We start from the raw sequence: 17,462 nt of genomic DNA on the forward strand, positions 1-17,462 counted from the left end.
CTAATATCCCAAATGATTAGAGAAATTTTGCTTACATAAACGATCACGAAAGGGTACAGCAACGTGATGCATTTGAGAATCTATTTGATGAAACGAAATAAAACGAACTGCTTTAGGCGGCACTGGGTCATAACCCGACCCTCCCCAAGGATGACAACGACAAACGCGTTTAGTTGACAGCCAGACTCCTTTAACTGCCCCATGCGTTTGTAAAGCTTCTATAGCATATTGAGAACAAGTTGGAATATAGCGGCAACGTGGCCCCAATAATGGACTAATTGCGATTTGGTAGCATCTTATCAACCAATGCAGGATACGTACCATTGGAGATCTCTAATTTTGGAGGGCGGTGGTAGCGACTTTAGAATGCTTTTTTGCTAAACGTTGTAATTTTTGCCAAGCAAAATCTAATTGTTGATGTAATTCTTGATTTGAAATTGTGTCTATACCTACTTTAGGCATTACCACAATATCGATATCAGCATTAAATTGTGCTTGATGTAAACGAAAGCTCTCACGAGCAAGACGTTTTACCCGATTTCGTTCATGTGCACGACGCACCTTTTTTTTAGCAACGACAATACCCAAACGGCTATTTGGCTGTTCGGTTAATTTTGCTAAAAAAAGGAAATGGGGCTGATGCACTTTAAAAAGCGCACCATCAAATACACTTTTGTAATCTGCAGCACAACGAATACGAAATTCAGTGCCAAAACTGTAAAGTGTCATCACCCAAATCTGGTCAGCTTAACAGTATTAAACAGTTAAGCTATGACGACCTTTCGCACGACGACGAGCTAAAACCTGACGACCAGCTTTAGTTGCCATACGAGCACGGAAACCATGAACGCGTTTACGCTTTAATTCAGATGGTTGGAAAGTACGTTTCATATCGAAACTCCCAAAATGATCTTTCTATAAAGGTCCGCGATTTTATTGTGCAATGTTTACGCTGTCAATCAAAAATCAAAAACTTTACATTTTATCTTGTACTTTTTCTTTCATATTTTGGTCGTGCACTATCTTCTCCATTCTTGAAAACAAAAAACATACACAAGCTATCTATTTAAATTATATCAACAATAAGATATATTCACAGCCTATCCATAGACTTACCCACAATAAAGCAAATGTTTTAAATTTATTCTTTGGATTTTGAATTTAAATTTCGATATGCTCAGTTATCCACACTTCGGGTTCGATTTATAAATAAATTCAAATTTTAAAATTTAAATTTATTACTATTAGGGTGGGTATTTTCTGTGGAGAACCACATATTTTCATCATTAAACATATGGTTACCTTGTGGGTAACTCTGTTTTTATTGATTTTATAGATTGTGGATAACTTAGTGGTTAAAACTATCCACAGGATGTGCTAAAAGTTATTCACAAGTGCTTTGAATTTAAATTTAATTCACGAATGCTTTCTTTTTCATCGAAAGTATCTGAAATTTTCCTGACAGATGTGGATAACTTGGTTAGAATGGCGACCCCTTCGGAATGCAAGGGTGGTGGTTTTTTGTTTTTTAAATTTAAAAATGGATAAATAGGGGATGCACATGCTCTGGACAGACTGCTTAACTCGCTTGCGACAAGAGCTATCTGATAACGTCTTTGCGATGTGGATTCGTCCTTTGGTTGCGGAAGAAGTTGATGATGTGATGCGGTTATACGCACCTAACCCCTATTGGACGCGTTATATCCAAGATAATCATCTTGAGTTGATTTCTATTTTGGCTGAGCAATTGTCGGAAGGTCGAGTACGCCAAGTCGAGATTTTGGTTGATTCGCGTCCTGGTACTATTCTAGCGAGTAGTGAACAACCTGCGACCACAACTGCTGCATTGAATACAAGTACTCCAATTCCGACAAAAATAAAGAAAGAGGCTGATTTGGTACAGCCGAGCCAAAATGCCAACAAGATTCCTAAGAAAAGACAACTCAATCCATTATTTACTTTTTCACTATTTGTTGAAGGTCGCTCTAACCAAATGGCAGCAGAAACCTGCCGTAAGGTTTTAACCCAGTTGGGAGCTTCACAACATAATCCATTATTTTTATATGGACCGACAGGTCTTGGTAAAACGCATCTTATGCAAGCTGTAGGTAATGCTTTACTACAAGCTAAACCCAACGCTCGTGTGATGTATATGACTTCTGAAAGTTTTGTGCAGGACTTTGTTAGTTCATTGCAAAAAGGAAAAGTTGAAGAGTTTAAAAAGAATTGCCGCTCTTTAGATTTATTATTGGTTGATGATATTCATTTATTAGCAGGTAAAGAAGCGAGCTTGGTTGAGTTCTTTTACACCTTCAATGCTTTACTGGATGAATCAAAGCAAATCATTTTGACTTCAGACCGTTATCCAAAAGAGTTAACGGAATTAGACCCGCGTTTAGTTTCCCGTTTTTCTTGGGGATTGTCAGTGGGAGTTGAACCACCAGACATCGAAACTCGTATCGAGATTTTGTTAAAAAAAGCTGAAAATAGTGGTGTAGATTTACCTCGAAATTGTGCTTTATTTATTGCCCAACAAGTGGTTGCCAATGTACGAGAGCTTGAAGGTGCACTGAATAAAGTCGTAGCGATCTCGCGTTTTAAAGGGACTGCAATCGATTTGGATGTGGTGCGAGAATCGTTGAAAGATGTCTTGGCAATTCGTGCGAGAACCATTAGTGTGGAAAATATCCAACGTGTGGTCAGTGAATATTTCCGTATTCCATTAAAAGAATTGATTGGACCGAAGCGTACGCGTATTTACGCACGACCTCGTCAACTGGCGATGGGCTTGGCACGTGAGTTAACAGGCGATAGTTTTCCTGAAATCGGCATGGCATTTGGTGGCCGTGATCATAGTACCGTGATGCATGCTTGCGAGAAAGTGGTGAGTTTGCGCGAAGAAGATCCAATTTTTAATGAAGACTATAAAAATTTACTACGTTTGTTGCAAAGTTAGTTTTGAGCATTATTGCAACTGACTCTATTTTCCTAGTTGCAAACTATTTTTAAGTGCAGCATAGTACACTGCTAATATTCGTAATCAGCTTCCGTTGTAAGAGGAATAAACCGTGCGTTTGAAAATCGCTAAAGAAAGTTTAGTCAATGTTTTATCTCATGTGGTGGGGGCTGTAGAACGTCGTCATACATTGAATATTCTTTCGAATGTCAAAATTCAAACTACACCGCATGCGTTAACCATTACAGGTTCTGATTTGGAAGTTGAGTTGGTGGCAAGCACAAATTTAGCCGAAGGTGCGTGTTTGGAGCCGGGTGAAACAACTGTTCCTGCGCGTAAATTGGTCGAAATTTGTAAATCTCTACCTACAGCTGCCTTGGTTGATCTACAAATTACGGAAGATCAGCGCTGTATTTTAAAATCAGGTAATAGTCGTTTCGTTTTGGGCACCTTGCCTGCTGAAGATTATCCTTTGCTCACTACTGAAAATAGTCAGGGGACACAAGTTCAAGTGACCCAACGTGAGTTAAAACGCTTATTTGAAAAAACAGCGTTTGCTATGGCGGTTCAGGATGTACGTTTTTATCTCACAGGTACTTTGCTAGAAATTGATCAGAATCAATTGCGAACTGTAACAACAGATGGGCACCGTTTGGCATTGTGTGAAGTTTTAGCTTCTTCGACTGCATCCGCTCCAATGCAAGCAATTGTGCCACGTAAGGCTGTTGGTGAATTACAACGTTTGCTGAGTATCGAAGATGAACAGTTGACCTTGTTGATTGGTCGTGAATTATTAAATGTGACCATCAACACGCCGAGCCGAGACAAAGAGCAGAGCGATATCACAGTACGTTTTACCACGAAGCTGATTGATGGTAAGTTCCCAGACTATCGTCGTGTGATTCCAAGAGGTGGCGATAAGCATGTTCTCATCGCACATGATGTTTTCAAGCAATCCTTACAGCGTGTGGCGATTTTGAGTAATGAAAAACTGAGAGGAGTTTTCTTAAACTTCAATCAAGATTCATTACAGTTACGCGCCAATAACCCAGAACAAGATGAAGCTGTTGAAGATTTGGCTATCCAGTATCAAGATGCGCCTTTAGAGATGTCCTTTAATGCCCAATATATTTTGGATGTATTGAGTGTTCTTGATGGGGATGATGTAAGAATGAGCATGACCGAAGCAAATCAATCGGTGCTTGTACAAGATCCTGCTCATCCTGATCAAACTTATGTTGTGATGCCAATGCGTGTTTAATCAACATTGATCATTTGAGTTTAAAGCATGCAAATTACGCGTTTAAATATCGAGCGTGTACGAAATTTAAAAACGGTTGCACTCACTGAGTTGCAACCGTTTAATATTTTTTACGGAGCCAATGGTTCTGGAAAGACCTCAATTTTGGAATCGATCCATTTGTTGGCTACTGGTCGTTCATTTCGCACTCATATTCCAAAGCATTACATTCAGTATGAGGCTGATGATGCGATTGTCTTTGCACAATCAGTTCATGAGCGGATGGGGATGCGAAAACTGGCTTCTGGTGAACAGTTGATTAAAATCAATGGAGATACCATTGCAACACAAGGACAATTAGCCAAGCGATTACCATTGCAACATTTAGATCCACAAAGTACCGATATTATTGATCAAGGTGCCAAGCCTAGGCGACAGTTGTTAGATTGGTTGATGTTCCACGTGGAACCTGAGTTTTACTTTGCTTGGCAATATTATTCTCGTGCACTTAAGCAGCGTAATAGCTTACTTAAAACACGGCGGAATTTGACCTTGGCTGATTTGGAGCCATGGAACAAAATGTTGAGCGATTATGGTGAAATTTTGCACTCGCAGCGAGTCGGTATTTTAGAGCAATGGAATTTATTTTTTAAGGAAGATTTAAAGCAACTTTTGCCTGATATCGAAATCGAATTGGAATACCATGCAGGGTTTCATACTGAGCAAGGGCTATTGCAAGATTTAGTACAGCAACATCAAAAAGATTTGGATCGACGCTATACTGAGTATGGGCCGCATCGTGCTGATTTACGCTTAAAAACCAAGGGCGATGCCATGCGCAGTGATGCTGCTCATGTGTTATCACGAGGACAAAAAAAGTTGTTAATCATGGCATTAAAACTGTCACAAATTGCAATGCTACATGCGAGTAATAAGGAAACTGTGGTATTATTAGATGATCTGACAGCAGAGTTAGATTTAGCTGCACAACAACGCTTAATGGAGCGATTGAGTCAATTAGGAAGTCAGGTTTTTATGACCACCTTAGACCATACGTCGGTATTAAAACACTTACATGATTTGTCGATTTCTTTTCAATTGTTCCATGTTGTTCACGGTCAAGTCAGTCCTGCTGCGCCATAATTTTATTTCCTCATTTTTGGATAGATTCGATATTTACTAGGGAGTAACCATGAGTTCAGAGTCTCAATCAGTCTCTCAAACAGAACAAACAAATGAAAAGGCTTATGATTCCTCTAGTATTAAAGTATTACGTGGATTAGACGCGGTTCGTAAACGTCCTGGCATGTACATCGGGGATACTGATGACGGTACAGGTTTACATCACATGGTATTCGAGGTAGTGGACAACGCCATCGATGAAGCATTGGCAGGGCACTGTGATGAAATTTTAGTCACGATTCATGAAGATGAATCAGTGAGTGTTTCGGATAATGGTCGTGGTATCCCAACCGATATTCACCCTGAAGAAGGGGTTTCTGCTGCAGAGGTGATTCTTACGATTCTGCATGCAGGCGGTAAATTTGATGACAATAGTTATAAAGTTTCAGGCGGTTTGCATGGTGTTGGTGTTTCAGTCGTAAATGCCTTATCCAGTAAATTGCAATTGACGATCCATCGCGCTGGGCAGGAACACCAGCAAGAATATCATCATGGTGATCCACAATACCCATTACGCGTGATTGGTGAAACTGATCGTACGGGTACGATTGTGCGTTTTTGGCCAAGTGCTGAAACCTTTAGTCAAACCATTTTCAATGTCGATATTTTGGCGCGTCGTTTGCGTGAGTTATCATTTTTGAATGCGGGTGTCCGCATTGTATTGCGTGATGAACGTGTTAATCTTGAAAATGTCTATGACTACGAAGGTGGTTTATCTGAGTTTGTTCGATATATCAACGAAGGTAAAACGCATCTCAATGAAATCTTTCATTTCACTACCGATGCAGATAATGGCATCAGTGTGGAAGTGGCGTTGCAATGGAATGATAGCTATCAAGAAAATGTACGTTGTTTTACCAACAACATTCCACAAAAAGATGGTGGTACGCATTTAGCTGGTTTCCGTGCAGCATTAACCCGTGGCTTAAATAGCTACATGGAAAATGAAAACCTGCTCAAAAAAGAAAAAGTTGTGGTGTCTGGGGATGATGCCCGTGAAGGCTTGACGGCAATTATCTCAGTTAAAGTGCCTGATCCTAAATTCTCTTCACAAACCAAAGAAAAGTTGGTGTCGAGTGAAGTTAAACCTGCGGTTGAGCAGGCGATGAACAAAGAGTTTTCTGCCTATTTGTTAGAAAACCCGCAAGCTGCGAAATCAATCGCTGGCAAGATTATCGATGCTGCTCGTGCTCGTGATGCGGCGCGTAAAGCACGTGAAATGACTCGTCGTAAGAGTGCTTTGGATATTGCAGGTTTACCAGGTAAGTTGGCAGATTGTCAGGAAAAAGATCCAGCTTTGTCTGAACTATATCTGGTTGAGGGTGACTCTGCGGGCGGGAGCGCTAAACAAGGTCGTAACCGTAAAATGCAGGCAATTTTACCGCTGAAAGGTAAAATTCTAAACGTTGAACGTGCGCGTTTTGACAAGATGATTTCAAGTCAAGAAGTGGGCACTTTAATCACGGCGTTAGGCTGTGGTATTGGTCGTGAAGAATATAATCCTGACAAATTACGTTATCACAAAATCATTATCATGACCGATGCGGACGTGGATGGTTCACATATTCGTACTCTGTTGTTGACCTTCTTCTTCCGCCAAATGCCTGAGTTGGTAGAACGCGGTTATATTTATATTGCTCAACCGCCATTGTATAAATTGAAAAAAGGCAAGCAAGAGCAATATCTTCAAGATAATGAAGCGCTTGAAACCTTCCTTATTTCAAATGCAATTGATGAGTTGGCGTTACATGTGAGTGCGGATGCACCTGCGATTAGTGGGGAAGCATTGGCGAGTGTGATCGCAGATTATCAAGTTTCACAAAAGAGCTTACAGCGTTTAACACAACGTTATCCAGCAAGTTTGTTAGATGGTCTGTTAGAACTAGATGCATTTAAAATCGATCATAACCACGAACGTGAGTATGTTGAAACTTGGGCAGAGCAATTGCGTTCAGCCATTGAAGCATTGCAGCCGAACCTTCGTCCTGAAATCAGTTTAGAAGCATTTGAGCGTGAAAATGCTCAAGGTGAGAAATCAGCACATTATTGGCCACGTGTCACGGTGTACGTCCATAACTTACCGCATGCTTATTTATTAGATGCTGGATTATTAAATTCAGCAGAATATGCGCGCTTACTTAAAAACTCAAAGAGCTGGTTTAAGTTACTTGAAGAAGGGGCTTACTTACAGAAAGGTGAGCGTCGTATCCAAGTGGCAAGTTTCCATCAGGTTTGGCAGCATATTTTACAAGACTCTCGCCGTGGCATGATGATTCAACGCTATAAAGGTTTGGGTGAAATGAATGCTGAGCAACTTTGGGAAACCACGATGGATCCTGAAAATCGCAATATGTTGCAAGTGACCATTGATGATGCGATTGAGGCGGATCGTATGTTCTCATGTCTCATGGGTGATGATGTTGAACCTCGTCGTGCCTTCATTGAAGAAAACGCACTCAATGCAGATATTGACGCTTAAATTCTGGATGTAAAAAAAGACGATGCCTTGGAGCATCGTCTTTTTTTTTGAAAACTAGCAGGGAAGGTTTCACGTGGAACACTAAAGGATTAACTATCTACCAAATCACTCACTTGAATAATCGCGTGACCAAATAAATAACCTGCAGTAACTAGAACACTGATCCACAGCAACGCACCTAGGATATTGTAAACTACAAAGTGCGTATAATTCATATTGCTTGAACCTGCTGCTAGCGGTGCAAATGAGCGTGCAAAAGGAATGAAGCGGGCAAGAAGGATAGTTTTCCCACCATGCTTTAAGAAAAACACATTGGTTTTTTGTAGGTATTCTTGTTTGATGAAGCGAGATTCTGTATTGAAAATTCGATCACCAAAATGGCGACCAATATGGAAATTCACCATATAACCCAATGCAGCAGCGAAAAAAAGCAGTGTAATCATATAGCCAAGATGCATAATTTCGACTACTGAACACAAAGCGCCAACAGCAAGTAATAGGCTATCACCGGGTAAGAAGAACATGAAAACAAAAGCTGTTTCAGAAAAAATAATCAGAAAGAGAATAGCGTAAATCCATAAACCATATTCTTGAACTAGGATTGGCAGGAAGTGTTCGAAATTAAAAAGAAAGTCTAAAGAGTTCATTCAGTTTGTAGTGTCCCAAATAACGTACTCAGCAAATTGCAGTACAAAAAATATTAAACGAATCTAACCCTCAAGATTCATTCGTAGGTGATAACATTACAATAATGGGGCTTGAGTATATCTAGCCTGAAGCCAAAGCTCAATTTTTTGAGAAAATTCAAATTTTAATCGAGATTAAAAAGTGAGATAAAAGAATAACATTATTCAATACAGATTTATGTTACGGGGATGTTGATTTGAGCTTGGGAACAGGCTTAAAGGTTTTTAAATATCTACATGTATCTAAGATCCATATATTTCTATGCAGTAAATATATGGATCTATATTTTTAAATTAATGCGTAAATGACGCTTCTAATTCTTCTAACTCCATCATAAAGGTGAGCAATTGTTCTTCATATTGCTCTAGTTTGTTTTTTAATTCACTTTGTTCATTCATGAGCTTGATTAAATCATCTTTGCGATTAGCTTCGTACAATGCACTATCAGCCAATGCATGTTCAATATCGACTAAACGAGGCTGAATCTTTTCAATTTGAGCTTCGACTTTTTCAATATTTTTACGCAAAGGACGGGTGACTTCACGACGTCGAGCAGCTTCTTTACGTTGTGCTTCTTTATCAACTTTCACGCTGCTTGCTTGTTGATTGGTCGCTTGTTGTTGTAATGCATTTTGGGCATTGATTTGTTGTTGACGTGCTTCTCGTAACCATTTTGCATAGTCTTGTAGGTCACCATCAAACTCAGTACAACGCCCTGCATGTACTAACAATAATTCATCACAGACACTGGCAATAAGTTGGCGTTCATGTGAAACCAGTACCACAGCGCCTTCGAAATCTTGTAAGGCCATACTGAGTGCATGACGCATATCTAAATCTAAATGGTTGGTGGGTTCATCCAAAATTAAAACATTTGGACGTTGCCAAACGATGAGTGCTAAAGCCAAGCGCGCACGTTCGCCACCAGAGAAGCTTTCACATGGTGTATCCATACGTTCGCCACTAAAACCAAACCCACCCAGAAAAGCTCGTAATGATGCTTCACTGATTTGTTTATCCGCAATCCGTGCAAGTTGCAACATCGGACTGGCATTGGCATCTAAAGCATCCATTTGATGCTGCGCAAAGTAACCAATATTGAGTAGTTCAGATGCTTTACGTTCACCAGACAATAATGCTAAATCACCCACTAAAGTTTTGATCAGTGTTGATTTACCAGCACCGTTCATTCCTAATAAGCCAATACGTGAGCTTGGCGTGATTTGTAAGCGAATTTTTTCTGCAATGATTTTGTCGCTATAACCAATACTGGCTGCATCTAAACTTAATAGCGGAGAACTCATTTTGGTCGGTTCTCGGAAGCTAAATGTAAAGGGCGTATCTACATGGGCTGGAGCAAGTTGTTGCATTCGTTCTAGTTGTTTGATTCGGCTTTGCGCTTGACGTGCTTTGGTGGCTTTCGCTTTAAATCGATCAATAAATTTTTGTAAATGTGCACGAGTTTCTTGCTGTTTCTCAAAAGCTTGTTGTTGTTGTGCTAAACGTTCACTGCGGGTGGTTTCAAAAGTTGAATAATTACCTGTGTACAGGGTCAATTCTTGGTTTTCGATATGAAGGATATGATCAGTAATTGCGTCAAGAAAATCACGGTCATGAGAAATAAGAACCAGTGTCCCCTCATAAGCTTTGAGCCAGTCTTCTAACCACAAGATAGCATCTAAATCTAAATGGTTGGTCGGTTCATCTAGTAGTAAGAGATCTGAACGACTCATCAAAGTACGTGCTAAGTTTAAACGCATGCGCCAACCACCAGAGAAACTGGCGACATTTAAGCTTAATTGATGATCTAAAAAGCCTAAACCAGCCATCAATTGAGCCGCTTTTGCTGGAGCGACATAACCATGAATCTCATCAAAACGCCCATGCAGTTGGGCTAGATCATCGTTACTCAATTGATCGGGGTGAGCTAATCTTTCTTTGATACTCCAGTATTCCTCATCGCCTGAAAGAACAAAGTCAAGCGCAGGCATTTCCAAGGCCTTAATTTCTTGTGCCATGTGCGCAACTGTCCATACCGCAGGACGGATTAAGTTACCTTCGTCAGCAACCAAATCACCCAAGAGCGCTGCGAATAAGGTCGATTTACCAGCACCGTTTACACCCGTTAAGCCAATTTTCCAACCCGGATGAAGTTGCATAGAGGCCTTTTGAAATAAAATTCGGCCACCACGGCGTAGTGAAACTTGGTCAAACTGGATCATAAGTATGCAGCATAGCGAATAGATAGCAGCATTTTAAGGGCTATCCCAATGAATGCAAACTTTTCTATAGCAATCGAAAAAGAGCTTTAAAAAAGTGTGATGAATATGATTAAAACTGATAATAATCCGATGTATGTATATAAAAATACTGTTAATTTGATCAAAATTTGACTATATTGATTTTGCATTGATGGAAAAACATGCAGAACAGTACAGAAGGGAAAACAAGATGAAAAAAGGACTTTGGTTATTGGGGGCTGCGGCTTTATTTGCGATGAGCTCACAAGTACAAGCAAAACAAAAAGTTTGTGTATTCGATTTATTAGGAAGAGCAGGTGAGTCTTATAAACTTCTTGAAGAATGGCGTCTTTCTGCACAAACATGGAAAGCAAATATTGAACTAATTCCTTATCAGGATGAGGAAAAAGCGGAACGCGATTTTGACCAAGGACGTTGTGATGCAGTGTATATGACCTCTATGCGTGCGCGAAAATACAATAAATTTGCGGGTTCGATTGATGCTGTGGGTGCAGTCACTAGTAATGCAATTGCACAAAAAGCGATTTCATTTGTGCTCGATAAACGTAATCAACACCGTTTAGTGGCGACTTTCAATGGTGAGAAATTTGAAGTTGCAGGGATTATTCAAGTTGGTTTAGCTTATATTTTTGTGCGTGATAAAAATATTAATACCATTGAAAAGGCCAAAGGCAAGAAATTCGCATATTTACATTATGATCAAGCGCAAAAAGCCATCGTGGAAAGTATTGATCTGGTTGCAGTACCCTCTAATATTTCAGACTTCGTGCAAAAATTTAACCGTGGCCAAGTGGATGTAATTGCTGCACCTGCTTATGCTTATAAACCTTTAGAGATTAACAAAGGTTTAGCAAATGGTGCTTTGTTTAATTTTCCAGTCGTAAATATCACAGGAGATTTGATTATTCGCCCAGAAAAATTTCCTAGTTCTTTTGGCGCGCAATCACGTCAGTGGTTTGTTGGAAAATTACCAAGTAACTTTGCGATGGTACAACGTTTAGAAGCGGGTATGGATGCAGCTCGTATCAATTTATCGAATGAAGATAAAGTTCGTTACCAAAAAATGTTACGTGATGGGCGAATGAATTTGACCAAAGAAGGTGTATACGATGCAACCATGATGAATGTGTTGAAACGTGCGCGGTGTACGGTTGAACGAACAAATTTTGAATGTTCTTTAAGCGGTGAATAAACCATAATCTGGTTAAAAAATGACAAAATGTAGCAATATTGACACAAAAAATAGAGTACTAACTCTATTTTTTTCCATAAAACATGATTAATATTTGCCTTGTACAAGGAGACAGACATAAGTTTGTAGAAGGAAGAAAAAATGAAAAAAATTGCGTTCGCTGCGATCACCGCATCTATCATGGGTTTTTCTGCGTCAGCTCAAGCAAACAAAGTAGACGTATGTGTATTTGACTTATTGGGTAGATCTGGTGAGTCATTCAAAATGATGCAGGATTGGGCATTGGCTGCTAAGGGTTGGGGCGCTGATGTAAATTTGGTTGCATTGACTGATGAAGCTGTTGCAGATAACAACTTCAAAGCTGGTAAGTGTGACGCTGTAGCAATGACTTCAATGCGTGCACGTCCATACAATAAATTTGCTGGTTCAATTGACTCATTAGGTGGTGTAACGAGCAATGAAATTGCGCAACGCGCAATTACGTTTGTATTAGATGCACGTAATGCTGCTAAAATGACCACCAACTTAGGAAACAATAAATACGAAATCGCTGGTATTGCACCTTTAGGTTCTGCGTATATCTTTGTGCGTGATAAGAGTATCAACTCAATTGAAAAAGCAGCAGGTAAGAAATTTGCTGTGCTTGGTTATGATGATGCACAAAAAATCATGGTACAACGCGTAGGTGCGCAAGCCGTACTTTCAGATATTTCTAACTTTGCTGCTAAGTTTAACAATGGTCAGGTAGATATGGTGGGTGCGCCTGCTTATGCTTATAAACCATTAGAATTAAGCAAAGGTCTAGGTACCAATGGTGCGATGTTTAACTTCCCTGTCTTGCACGTAACTGCAGATTTAGTGATTCGTCCTGAGAAATTCCCAGCAGGTTTTGGTCAAAAGTCACGTGATTGGCATGTAAAACAATTGCCGAAAGCATTTGCAATGATCAAGCGTTTAGAAGCGGAAATTCCTGCAAAATACAGAATGGATTTAAGTGCTGAAGACAAACTTAAATATCAAAAACTATTACGTGATGGTCGTATGGATTTAACCAAACGTGGTATTTATGATGCCAGCATGATGTCTGTTTTAAAGAAAGCACGTTGTTCAGTTGATAAAGCGAACTTCGAATGTGCATTACCTGGTGAATAATCCAGAATTGCAAAAAAGCATACTTAAAGCCTAGATTTATCTAGGCTTTTTGTTTTTTTGATTATGTCATTAAGGTCATTGTCTTCATGACGAAACACCGTGATGATAGAAGCATAAAAATCAGATGAAATCGTGATGATTTAAAAATATGTTTGATCAGGATGATGAAACAATACCGAATTTAAACATATATTCATTTGAAAGCCTTTTTCTGAGGGACTTCATTTGTTCTTCACAAGCTTAAGGCTATGCAACAACACTCAAACTAGATGCAAAGGAAAAAATAACATGCAATGGTTTAAAACAATTTTACTTGCGTCAAGCATCGCCACTGTTTCTGTCGCTACACAAGCAAAGCAAACCCTTTGTGTATTTGATTTAGTGGGTCGAAATGGTGATGTCTATGCTTTGATGAAAGACTATCAGATTGCTGCCAAATCGTGGGGTGCGGACATTGAGTTGCGTGTGGGACAAAATGAAGCCGTACTTGCAGAAGATTTTAAGGCTGGCAAATGTGATGCTGTCAGTATCACAGGCATGCGTGGTCGTCAGTTTAACAAATTTACAGGATCACTCGACGCGATTGGCGCGATTACAGACCTAAAATTTGCAGTCAAAGTCATGCAAGGTCTAGCCAGCCCAACCTTTGCTAAAGCAATGGTGAACGGTCAATATGAAGTGGTGGGCGTTATTCCTGTCGGGGATGCTTATTTGATGGTCAATGATCGTAATATTAATACGGTCGCGAAGGCTGCAGGCAAGAAAATCGCTGTATTAGATTATGATGATGCTCAAAAAATTATGGCAGCTCAAGTGGGTGCGCAAGCGGTAAGTTCAGATGTGACTAACTTCGGGGCAAAATTTAACAATGGTCAGGTTGATATCATTGGTGCACCAGCTGCTGCATTTAAACCATTAGAGTTACATAAAGGCTTAGGTACAAAAGGTGCGATTGTAAATTATCCAATTTTGCAAGTAACGGGAAATATTATTATTCGTTCCGATAAATTCCCAGAAGGTTTTGGGCAAAAATCCAGACAATGGGTGAGTTCTCAATTACCACGGGCCTTTGATATTTTAGGCAAAATGAAAGCTGACATTCCACAAAAGTATTGGATGGAAATACCAGCTTCTGACAAACCTGGATATCAGAAATTAATGCGTGAGGCACGTATTGATTTAACCAAACGCGGTATCTACGATAAGCGTATGATGAAGTTATTATGGCAATTCCGTTGCCGTGAAGATGCCAAGAATTTTGAGTGCGCTTTACAGGACGAAAATTACAAATAATCTTGTGAAAAAGTCTGTAACGACACTTTAAAAGTTCAAAGACCGACCCGATATTAGGTATGCTATACTAAATATTGGGTCTTTTATTTATGAAAGACATATTGAAGTCTGAGGAACATCCATGACCGCCCAAGCTCTCGAATTGTCAGATAATGCTGCTAAAAAAGTTCGCCAACTGCGCGAAAGTGAAGGTAATAATGACCTGATGTTACGTGTTTACGTCACGGGTGGAGGTTGTTCGGGTTTTTCGTATGGTTTTAACTTTGCTGAAACGGTCAACGAAGATGATGCGGAATTCAGCAATGGCGATGTCAAAGTTTTGGTTGATTCTTTAAGTTATCAATACTTAGTGGGTTCAGTGGTTGATTATTTAGAAGGTCTGGAAGGCTCGCGTTTTGTGGTGCAAAACCCGAATGCAACGACCACTTGTGGTTGCGGTTCGTCATTTTCAATCTAAGATAGATTTGTTTAAAAGCCTCTCGATGAGAAAGTCTGAGAGGCTTTTTTATGCTTAGACCGCCGTAATTGTTCCTAAAATACGATCACCAGATGCACCTGTAACCGTAGCTAAATTACCACTCAGTTGTTGAATAAAGCGCATTGCTAGCCAAGCAAATGCTGTTGCTTCTACCCATGTTGGGGCTAAACCTAAAGCATCCGTCGTTTGGACTGACCAATTATGCTTACGTAAACGCCAACGTAGTTGTTCTAGCAAATGCGAGTTATATGCGCCACCACCACAGACATAAACTTCACCTGTTGGCATTAAATCCTTGCTTCGATAAATGGCTTTTTTAATGGCACGTGTGGTGAGTTTCATCAGCGTTGCTTGCACATTTTCTGGGGTATCTTCCAGTTCATCATAGTCGAGATCATTGCGCCAATCACTTATTTGGTCATCGAGCCATTCTAAATTAAAGTCCTCTCGGCCTGTGCTTTTAGGTGGTTCTTTAGCAAAAAATTCATGATTTTGTAAGCGATCTAAAAGTGAACGAATTGGTTGTCCGTAAGCTGCCCAATCGCCATTCTCATCATAAGCATTTCCAGTATGACGTTGGCACCATGCATCCATTAGAATATTGGCTGGGCCAGTATCGAAACCATAAACGGCATTTGGATTGTTTGCAGGTAGCATACTGACATTGGCAATACCACCTAGATTGAGAATGACACGGTGAATGCTGTCATGTTGGAACAATGCTTGGTGGAATGCTGGAACCAAAGGTGCGCCTTGCCCACCTGCCGCCATATCGCGACGACGGAAATCTGAAATGACAGGAAGTTGAGTAATTTCAGTAATGATGTTGGGATCACCAATTTGTAAGGTAAAACCATATTCAGGACGATGACGAATAGTTTGCCCATGTGAACCAATGGCTTTGATTCGTGATCGGTCTAAACCGTTCATTTCAATCAGTTGATTGACACCCTGTCCAATCATTTGTGCCAATGCAACATCTGCTTTTCCCATACGATCAATTTCGTTATCGTCTGGTAGCGTTAATGCCATCAACTCATCACGTAATTCTGGATCAAATGGGACGGTCAATGTGGCGTGCAAAGTTAAAGGTTCGAATGAAGTTGCAACAATATCAACACCATCCATGCTCGTGCCAGTCATTACACCAATATAGATTGCGCTCATAAACAACTTCCCCTGCAAGATGCTGAAAAAATGTTAGTATATCGCACAAATTGAATAACTGATGTGTTTAGGTTTTGTGATGTCAAATTTCTTGCCCGCCGAAGAACAGCTTGCTCTCATCCAACGAGGCACGCATGAGATTATTTCTGAAGAAGATTTACTGAAGAAACTCAAAGAGAATCGTCCACTGCGTGTAAAAGCAGGTTTTGACCCTACGGCACCTGATTTACACTTAGGACATACGGTTCTCATCAATAAATTAAAAACCTTCCAAGATTTAGGGCATGAAGTCACTTTCTTGATTGGTGATTATACTGCGATGATTGGCGATCCATCTGGGAAAAGTGCAACGCGTCCGCCTTTGTCTAAAGAACAAGTTCTTGCTAACGCGAAAACCTATCAAGAACAGGTCTTTAAAATCTTAGATCCAAATAAAACCAAAGTTCGTTTTAACTCAGAATGGTTTAATCAAAGAACGGCAGCTGATTTGATTCAATTGGCGAGCCAACAAACCGTATCGCGTATGTTAGAGCGTGATGACTTCACCAAGCGTTATAACAATCATCAACCGATCGCAATTCATGAGTTTTTATATCCATTAGTACAAGGTTATGATTCAATTGCGCTTGAAGCAGACGTCGAGTTAGGCGGAACAGACCAAACTTTTAATTTGCTGATGGGCCGTACCTTACAAGGTCGTTATGGTCAAGAATCACAAGTGTGTATTACTGTGCCAATTCTTGAAGGTTTAGATGGCGTCAATAAGATGTCTAAATCTTTAGGCAACTATATTGGTGTATTTGACACACCAGGTGCGATGTACCAAAAAATCTTGTCGATGCCAGATAGCTTGATTGAACGTTACTTTGATCTACTTAGCTTTAAGTCACTCGATGAAATCAAGGTTCTACTTGATGAAATGGCAGCAGGTCGTAATCCACAAGAGATCAAACGTATTTTGGCGCTTGAGCTGGTTGAGCGTTTCCATGATGCAGAAGCGGCTGAAAATGCACATAAGAGCGCAGGCAACCGTGTAACAGAAGGCGAAGTACCCGAAGACACACCAGAAGTAATCATTTCTCGTGGTGAGTTTGGTGGTGAGTTATTTATTGCAACCATTCTTCGTGTTGCAGGTTTAAACCCAAATGCAGCATCAGCTAAAGATGCGGTGGGTCGTGGTGCTGTTAAAGTCGATTGGAATGTGGTCGATATGAGCTATTCTGTAAAAGAGAATGTCACTTTAATCATCCAATCTGGTAAAAAAGCCATTGCACGTGTGACTTTTACCGATTAAGCCATAAAGAAAAAAATAAAAAGCAGGCCATGAGCCTGCTTTTTATACGTAAATAGATGATAAAAACAACGAAAACACTAG

At 40.0% G+C, this 17,462-nt stretch carries 15 protein-coding genes; 9 read left to right on the plus strand and 6 right to left on the minus strand.

Annotation, left to right across the window (positions count from 1 at the left end):
* From yidD to rpmH, 3 genes are read right to left on the minus strand one after another with little or no spacing between them, the layout of a single operon-like run.
* On the minus strand, window positions 1-324 hold the full coding sequence (gene yidD, locus HMPREF0023_RS15730) for a membrane protein insertion efficiency factor YidD (protein WP_005086077.1): 324 nt from the start codon (window positions 322-324) through the stop codon (window positions 1-3).
* Between the two features lie 9 nt (window positions 325-333).
* Window positions 334-729, minus strand: a complete 396-nt coding sequence (rnpA, locus tag HMPREF0023_RS15735; protein ID WP_004637316.1) for a ribonuclease P protein component — start codon at window positions 727-729, stop codon at window positions 334-336.
* Window positions 730-756: 27 nt separating this feature from the next.
* Complete coding sequence (gene rpmH / locus HMPREF0023_RS15740; RefSeq protein ID WP_000831329.1) at window positions 757-891, minus strand: 50S ribosomal protein L34; 135 nt, start codon at window positions 889-891, stop codon at window positions 757-759.
* A 670-nt stretch (window positions 892-1,561) separates the two neighbouring features.
* Between rpmH and dnaA the strand changes: the two genes are divergently transcribed.
* The 4 genes from dnaA to gyrB all read left to right on the plus strand — a co-directional run bounded on the left by dnaA (window position 1,562) and on the right by gyrB (window position 7,857).
* Window positions 1,562-2,956, plus strand: a complete 1,395-nt coding sequence (dnaA, locus tag HMPREF0023_RS15745) for a chromosomal replication initiator protein DnaA (protein WP_005086074.1) — start codon at window positions 1,562-1,564, stop codon at window positions 2,954-2,956.
* Window positions 2,957-3,068: 112 nt separating this feature from the next.
* Complete coding sequence (gene dnaN, locus HMPREF0023_RS15750; RefSeq protein ID WP_008942567.1) at window positions 3,069-4,217, plus strand: DNA polymerase III subunit beta; 1,149 nt, start codon at window positions 3,069-3,071, stop codon at window positions 4,215-4,217.
* A 27-nt stretch (window positions 4,218-4,244) separates the two neighbouring features.
* Complete coding sequence (gene recF / locus HMPREF0023_RS15755; protein ID WP_004637311.1) at window positions 4,245-5,339, plus strand: DNA replication/repair protein RecF; 1,095 nt, start codon at window positions 4,245-4,247, stop codon at window positions 5,337-5,339.
* Between the two features lie 49 nt (window positions 5,340-5,388).
* Window positions 5,389-7,857 (plus strand): DNA topoisomerase (ATP-hydrolyzing) subunit B, encoded by a 2,469-nt coding sequence (gene gyrB, locus HMPREF0023_RS15760; protein ID WP_004637310.1) that lies wholly within the window; start codon window positions 5,389-5,391, stop codon window positions 7,855-7,857.
* Between the two features lie 89 nt (window positions 7,858-7,946).
* Here gyrB and HMPREF0023_RS15765 read toward each other — a convergent pair whose 3' ends face one another.
* Together HMPREF0023_RS15765 and HMPREF0023_RS15770 are read right to left on the minus strand one after the other, a co-directional pair.
* Window positions 7,947-8,504: a VTT domain-containing protein gene (locus HMPREF0023_RS15765; protein WP_004637309.1), complete on the minus strand. Its 558-nt coding sequence runs from the start codon at window positions 8,502-8,504 to the stop codon at window positions 7,947-7,949.
* 333 nt (window positions 8,505-8,837) lie between these two features.
* Window positions 8,838-10,766: an ATP-binding cassette domain-containing protein gene (locus HMPREF0023_RS15770; protein ID WP_008942568.1), complete on the minus strand. Its 1,929-nt coding sequence runs from the start codon at window positions 10,764-10,766 to the stop codon at window positions 8,838-8,840.
* Between the two features lie 229 nt (window positions 10,767-10,995).
* On the opposite strand from HMPREF0023_RS15770, the gene HMPREF0023_RS15775 reads away from it, so the two are divergent.
* From HMPREF0023_RS15775 to erpA, 4 genes are all read left to right on the plus strand, one after another.
* Window positions 10,996-11,997 (plus strand): putative solute-binding protein, encoded by a 1,002-nt coding sequence (locus tag HMPREF0023_RS15775; RefSeq protein ID WP_005086068.1) that lies wholly within the window; start codon window positions 10,996-10,998, stop codon window positions 11,995-11,997.
* A gap of 141 nt (window positions 11,998-12,138) precedes the next feature.
* Window positions 12,139-13,149: a putative solute-binding protein gene (locus HMPREF0023_RS15780; protein WP_005086066.1), complete on the plus strand. Its 1,011-nt coding sequence runs from the start codon at window positions 12,139-12,141 to the stop codon at window positions 13,147-13,149.
* 288 nt (window positions 13,150-13,437) lie between these two features.
* Window positions 13,438-14,442 carry a putative solute-binding protein gene (locus HMPREF0023_RS15785; RefSeq protein ID WP_008942569.1) on the plus strand — a complete coding sequence of 335 codons (1,005 nt, stop codon included), beginning with the start codon at window positions 13,438-13,440 and terminating at the stop codon, window positions 14,440-14,442.
* A gap of 121 nt (window positions 14,443-14,563) precedes the next feature.
* Window positions 14,564-14,899: an iron-sulfur cluster insertion protein ErpA gene (gene erpA / locus HMPREF0023_RS15790; RefSeq protein WP_005086061.1), complete on the plus strand. Its 336-nt coding sequence runs from the start codon at window positions 14,564-14,566 to the stop codon at window positions 14,897-14,899.
* Window positions 14,900-14,953: 54 nt separating this feature from the next.
* Here erpA and HMPREF0023_RS15795 read toward each other — a convergent pair whose 3' ends face one another.
* Window positions 14,954-16,087, minus strand: coding sequence for an anhydro-N-acetylmuramic acid kinase (locus HMPREF0023_RS15795; RefSeq protein WP_004637302.1), 1,134 nt, complete (start codon window positions 16,085-16,087; stop codon window positions 14,954-14,956).
* Window positions 16,088-16,148: 61 nt separating this feature from the next.
* On the opposite strand from HMPREF0023_RS15795, the gene tyrS reads away from it, so the two are divergent.
* A complete protein-coding gene (tyrS, locus tag HMPREF0023_RS15800) occupies window positions 16,149-17,381 on the plus strand; it encodes a tyrosine--tRNA ligase (protein WP_008942570.1) in 1,233 nt (410 codons plus the stop codon).
* Window positions 17,382-17,462: the final 81 nt, after the last annotated feature.

The organism is Acinetobacter sp. ATCC 27244, assembly GCF_000156555.1.
Taxonomy (GTDB): domain Bacteria; phylum Pseudomonadota; class Gammaproteobacteria; order Pseudomonadales; family Moraxellaceae; genus Acinetobacter; species Acinetobacter haemolyticus.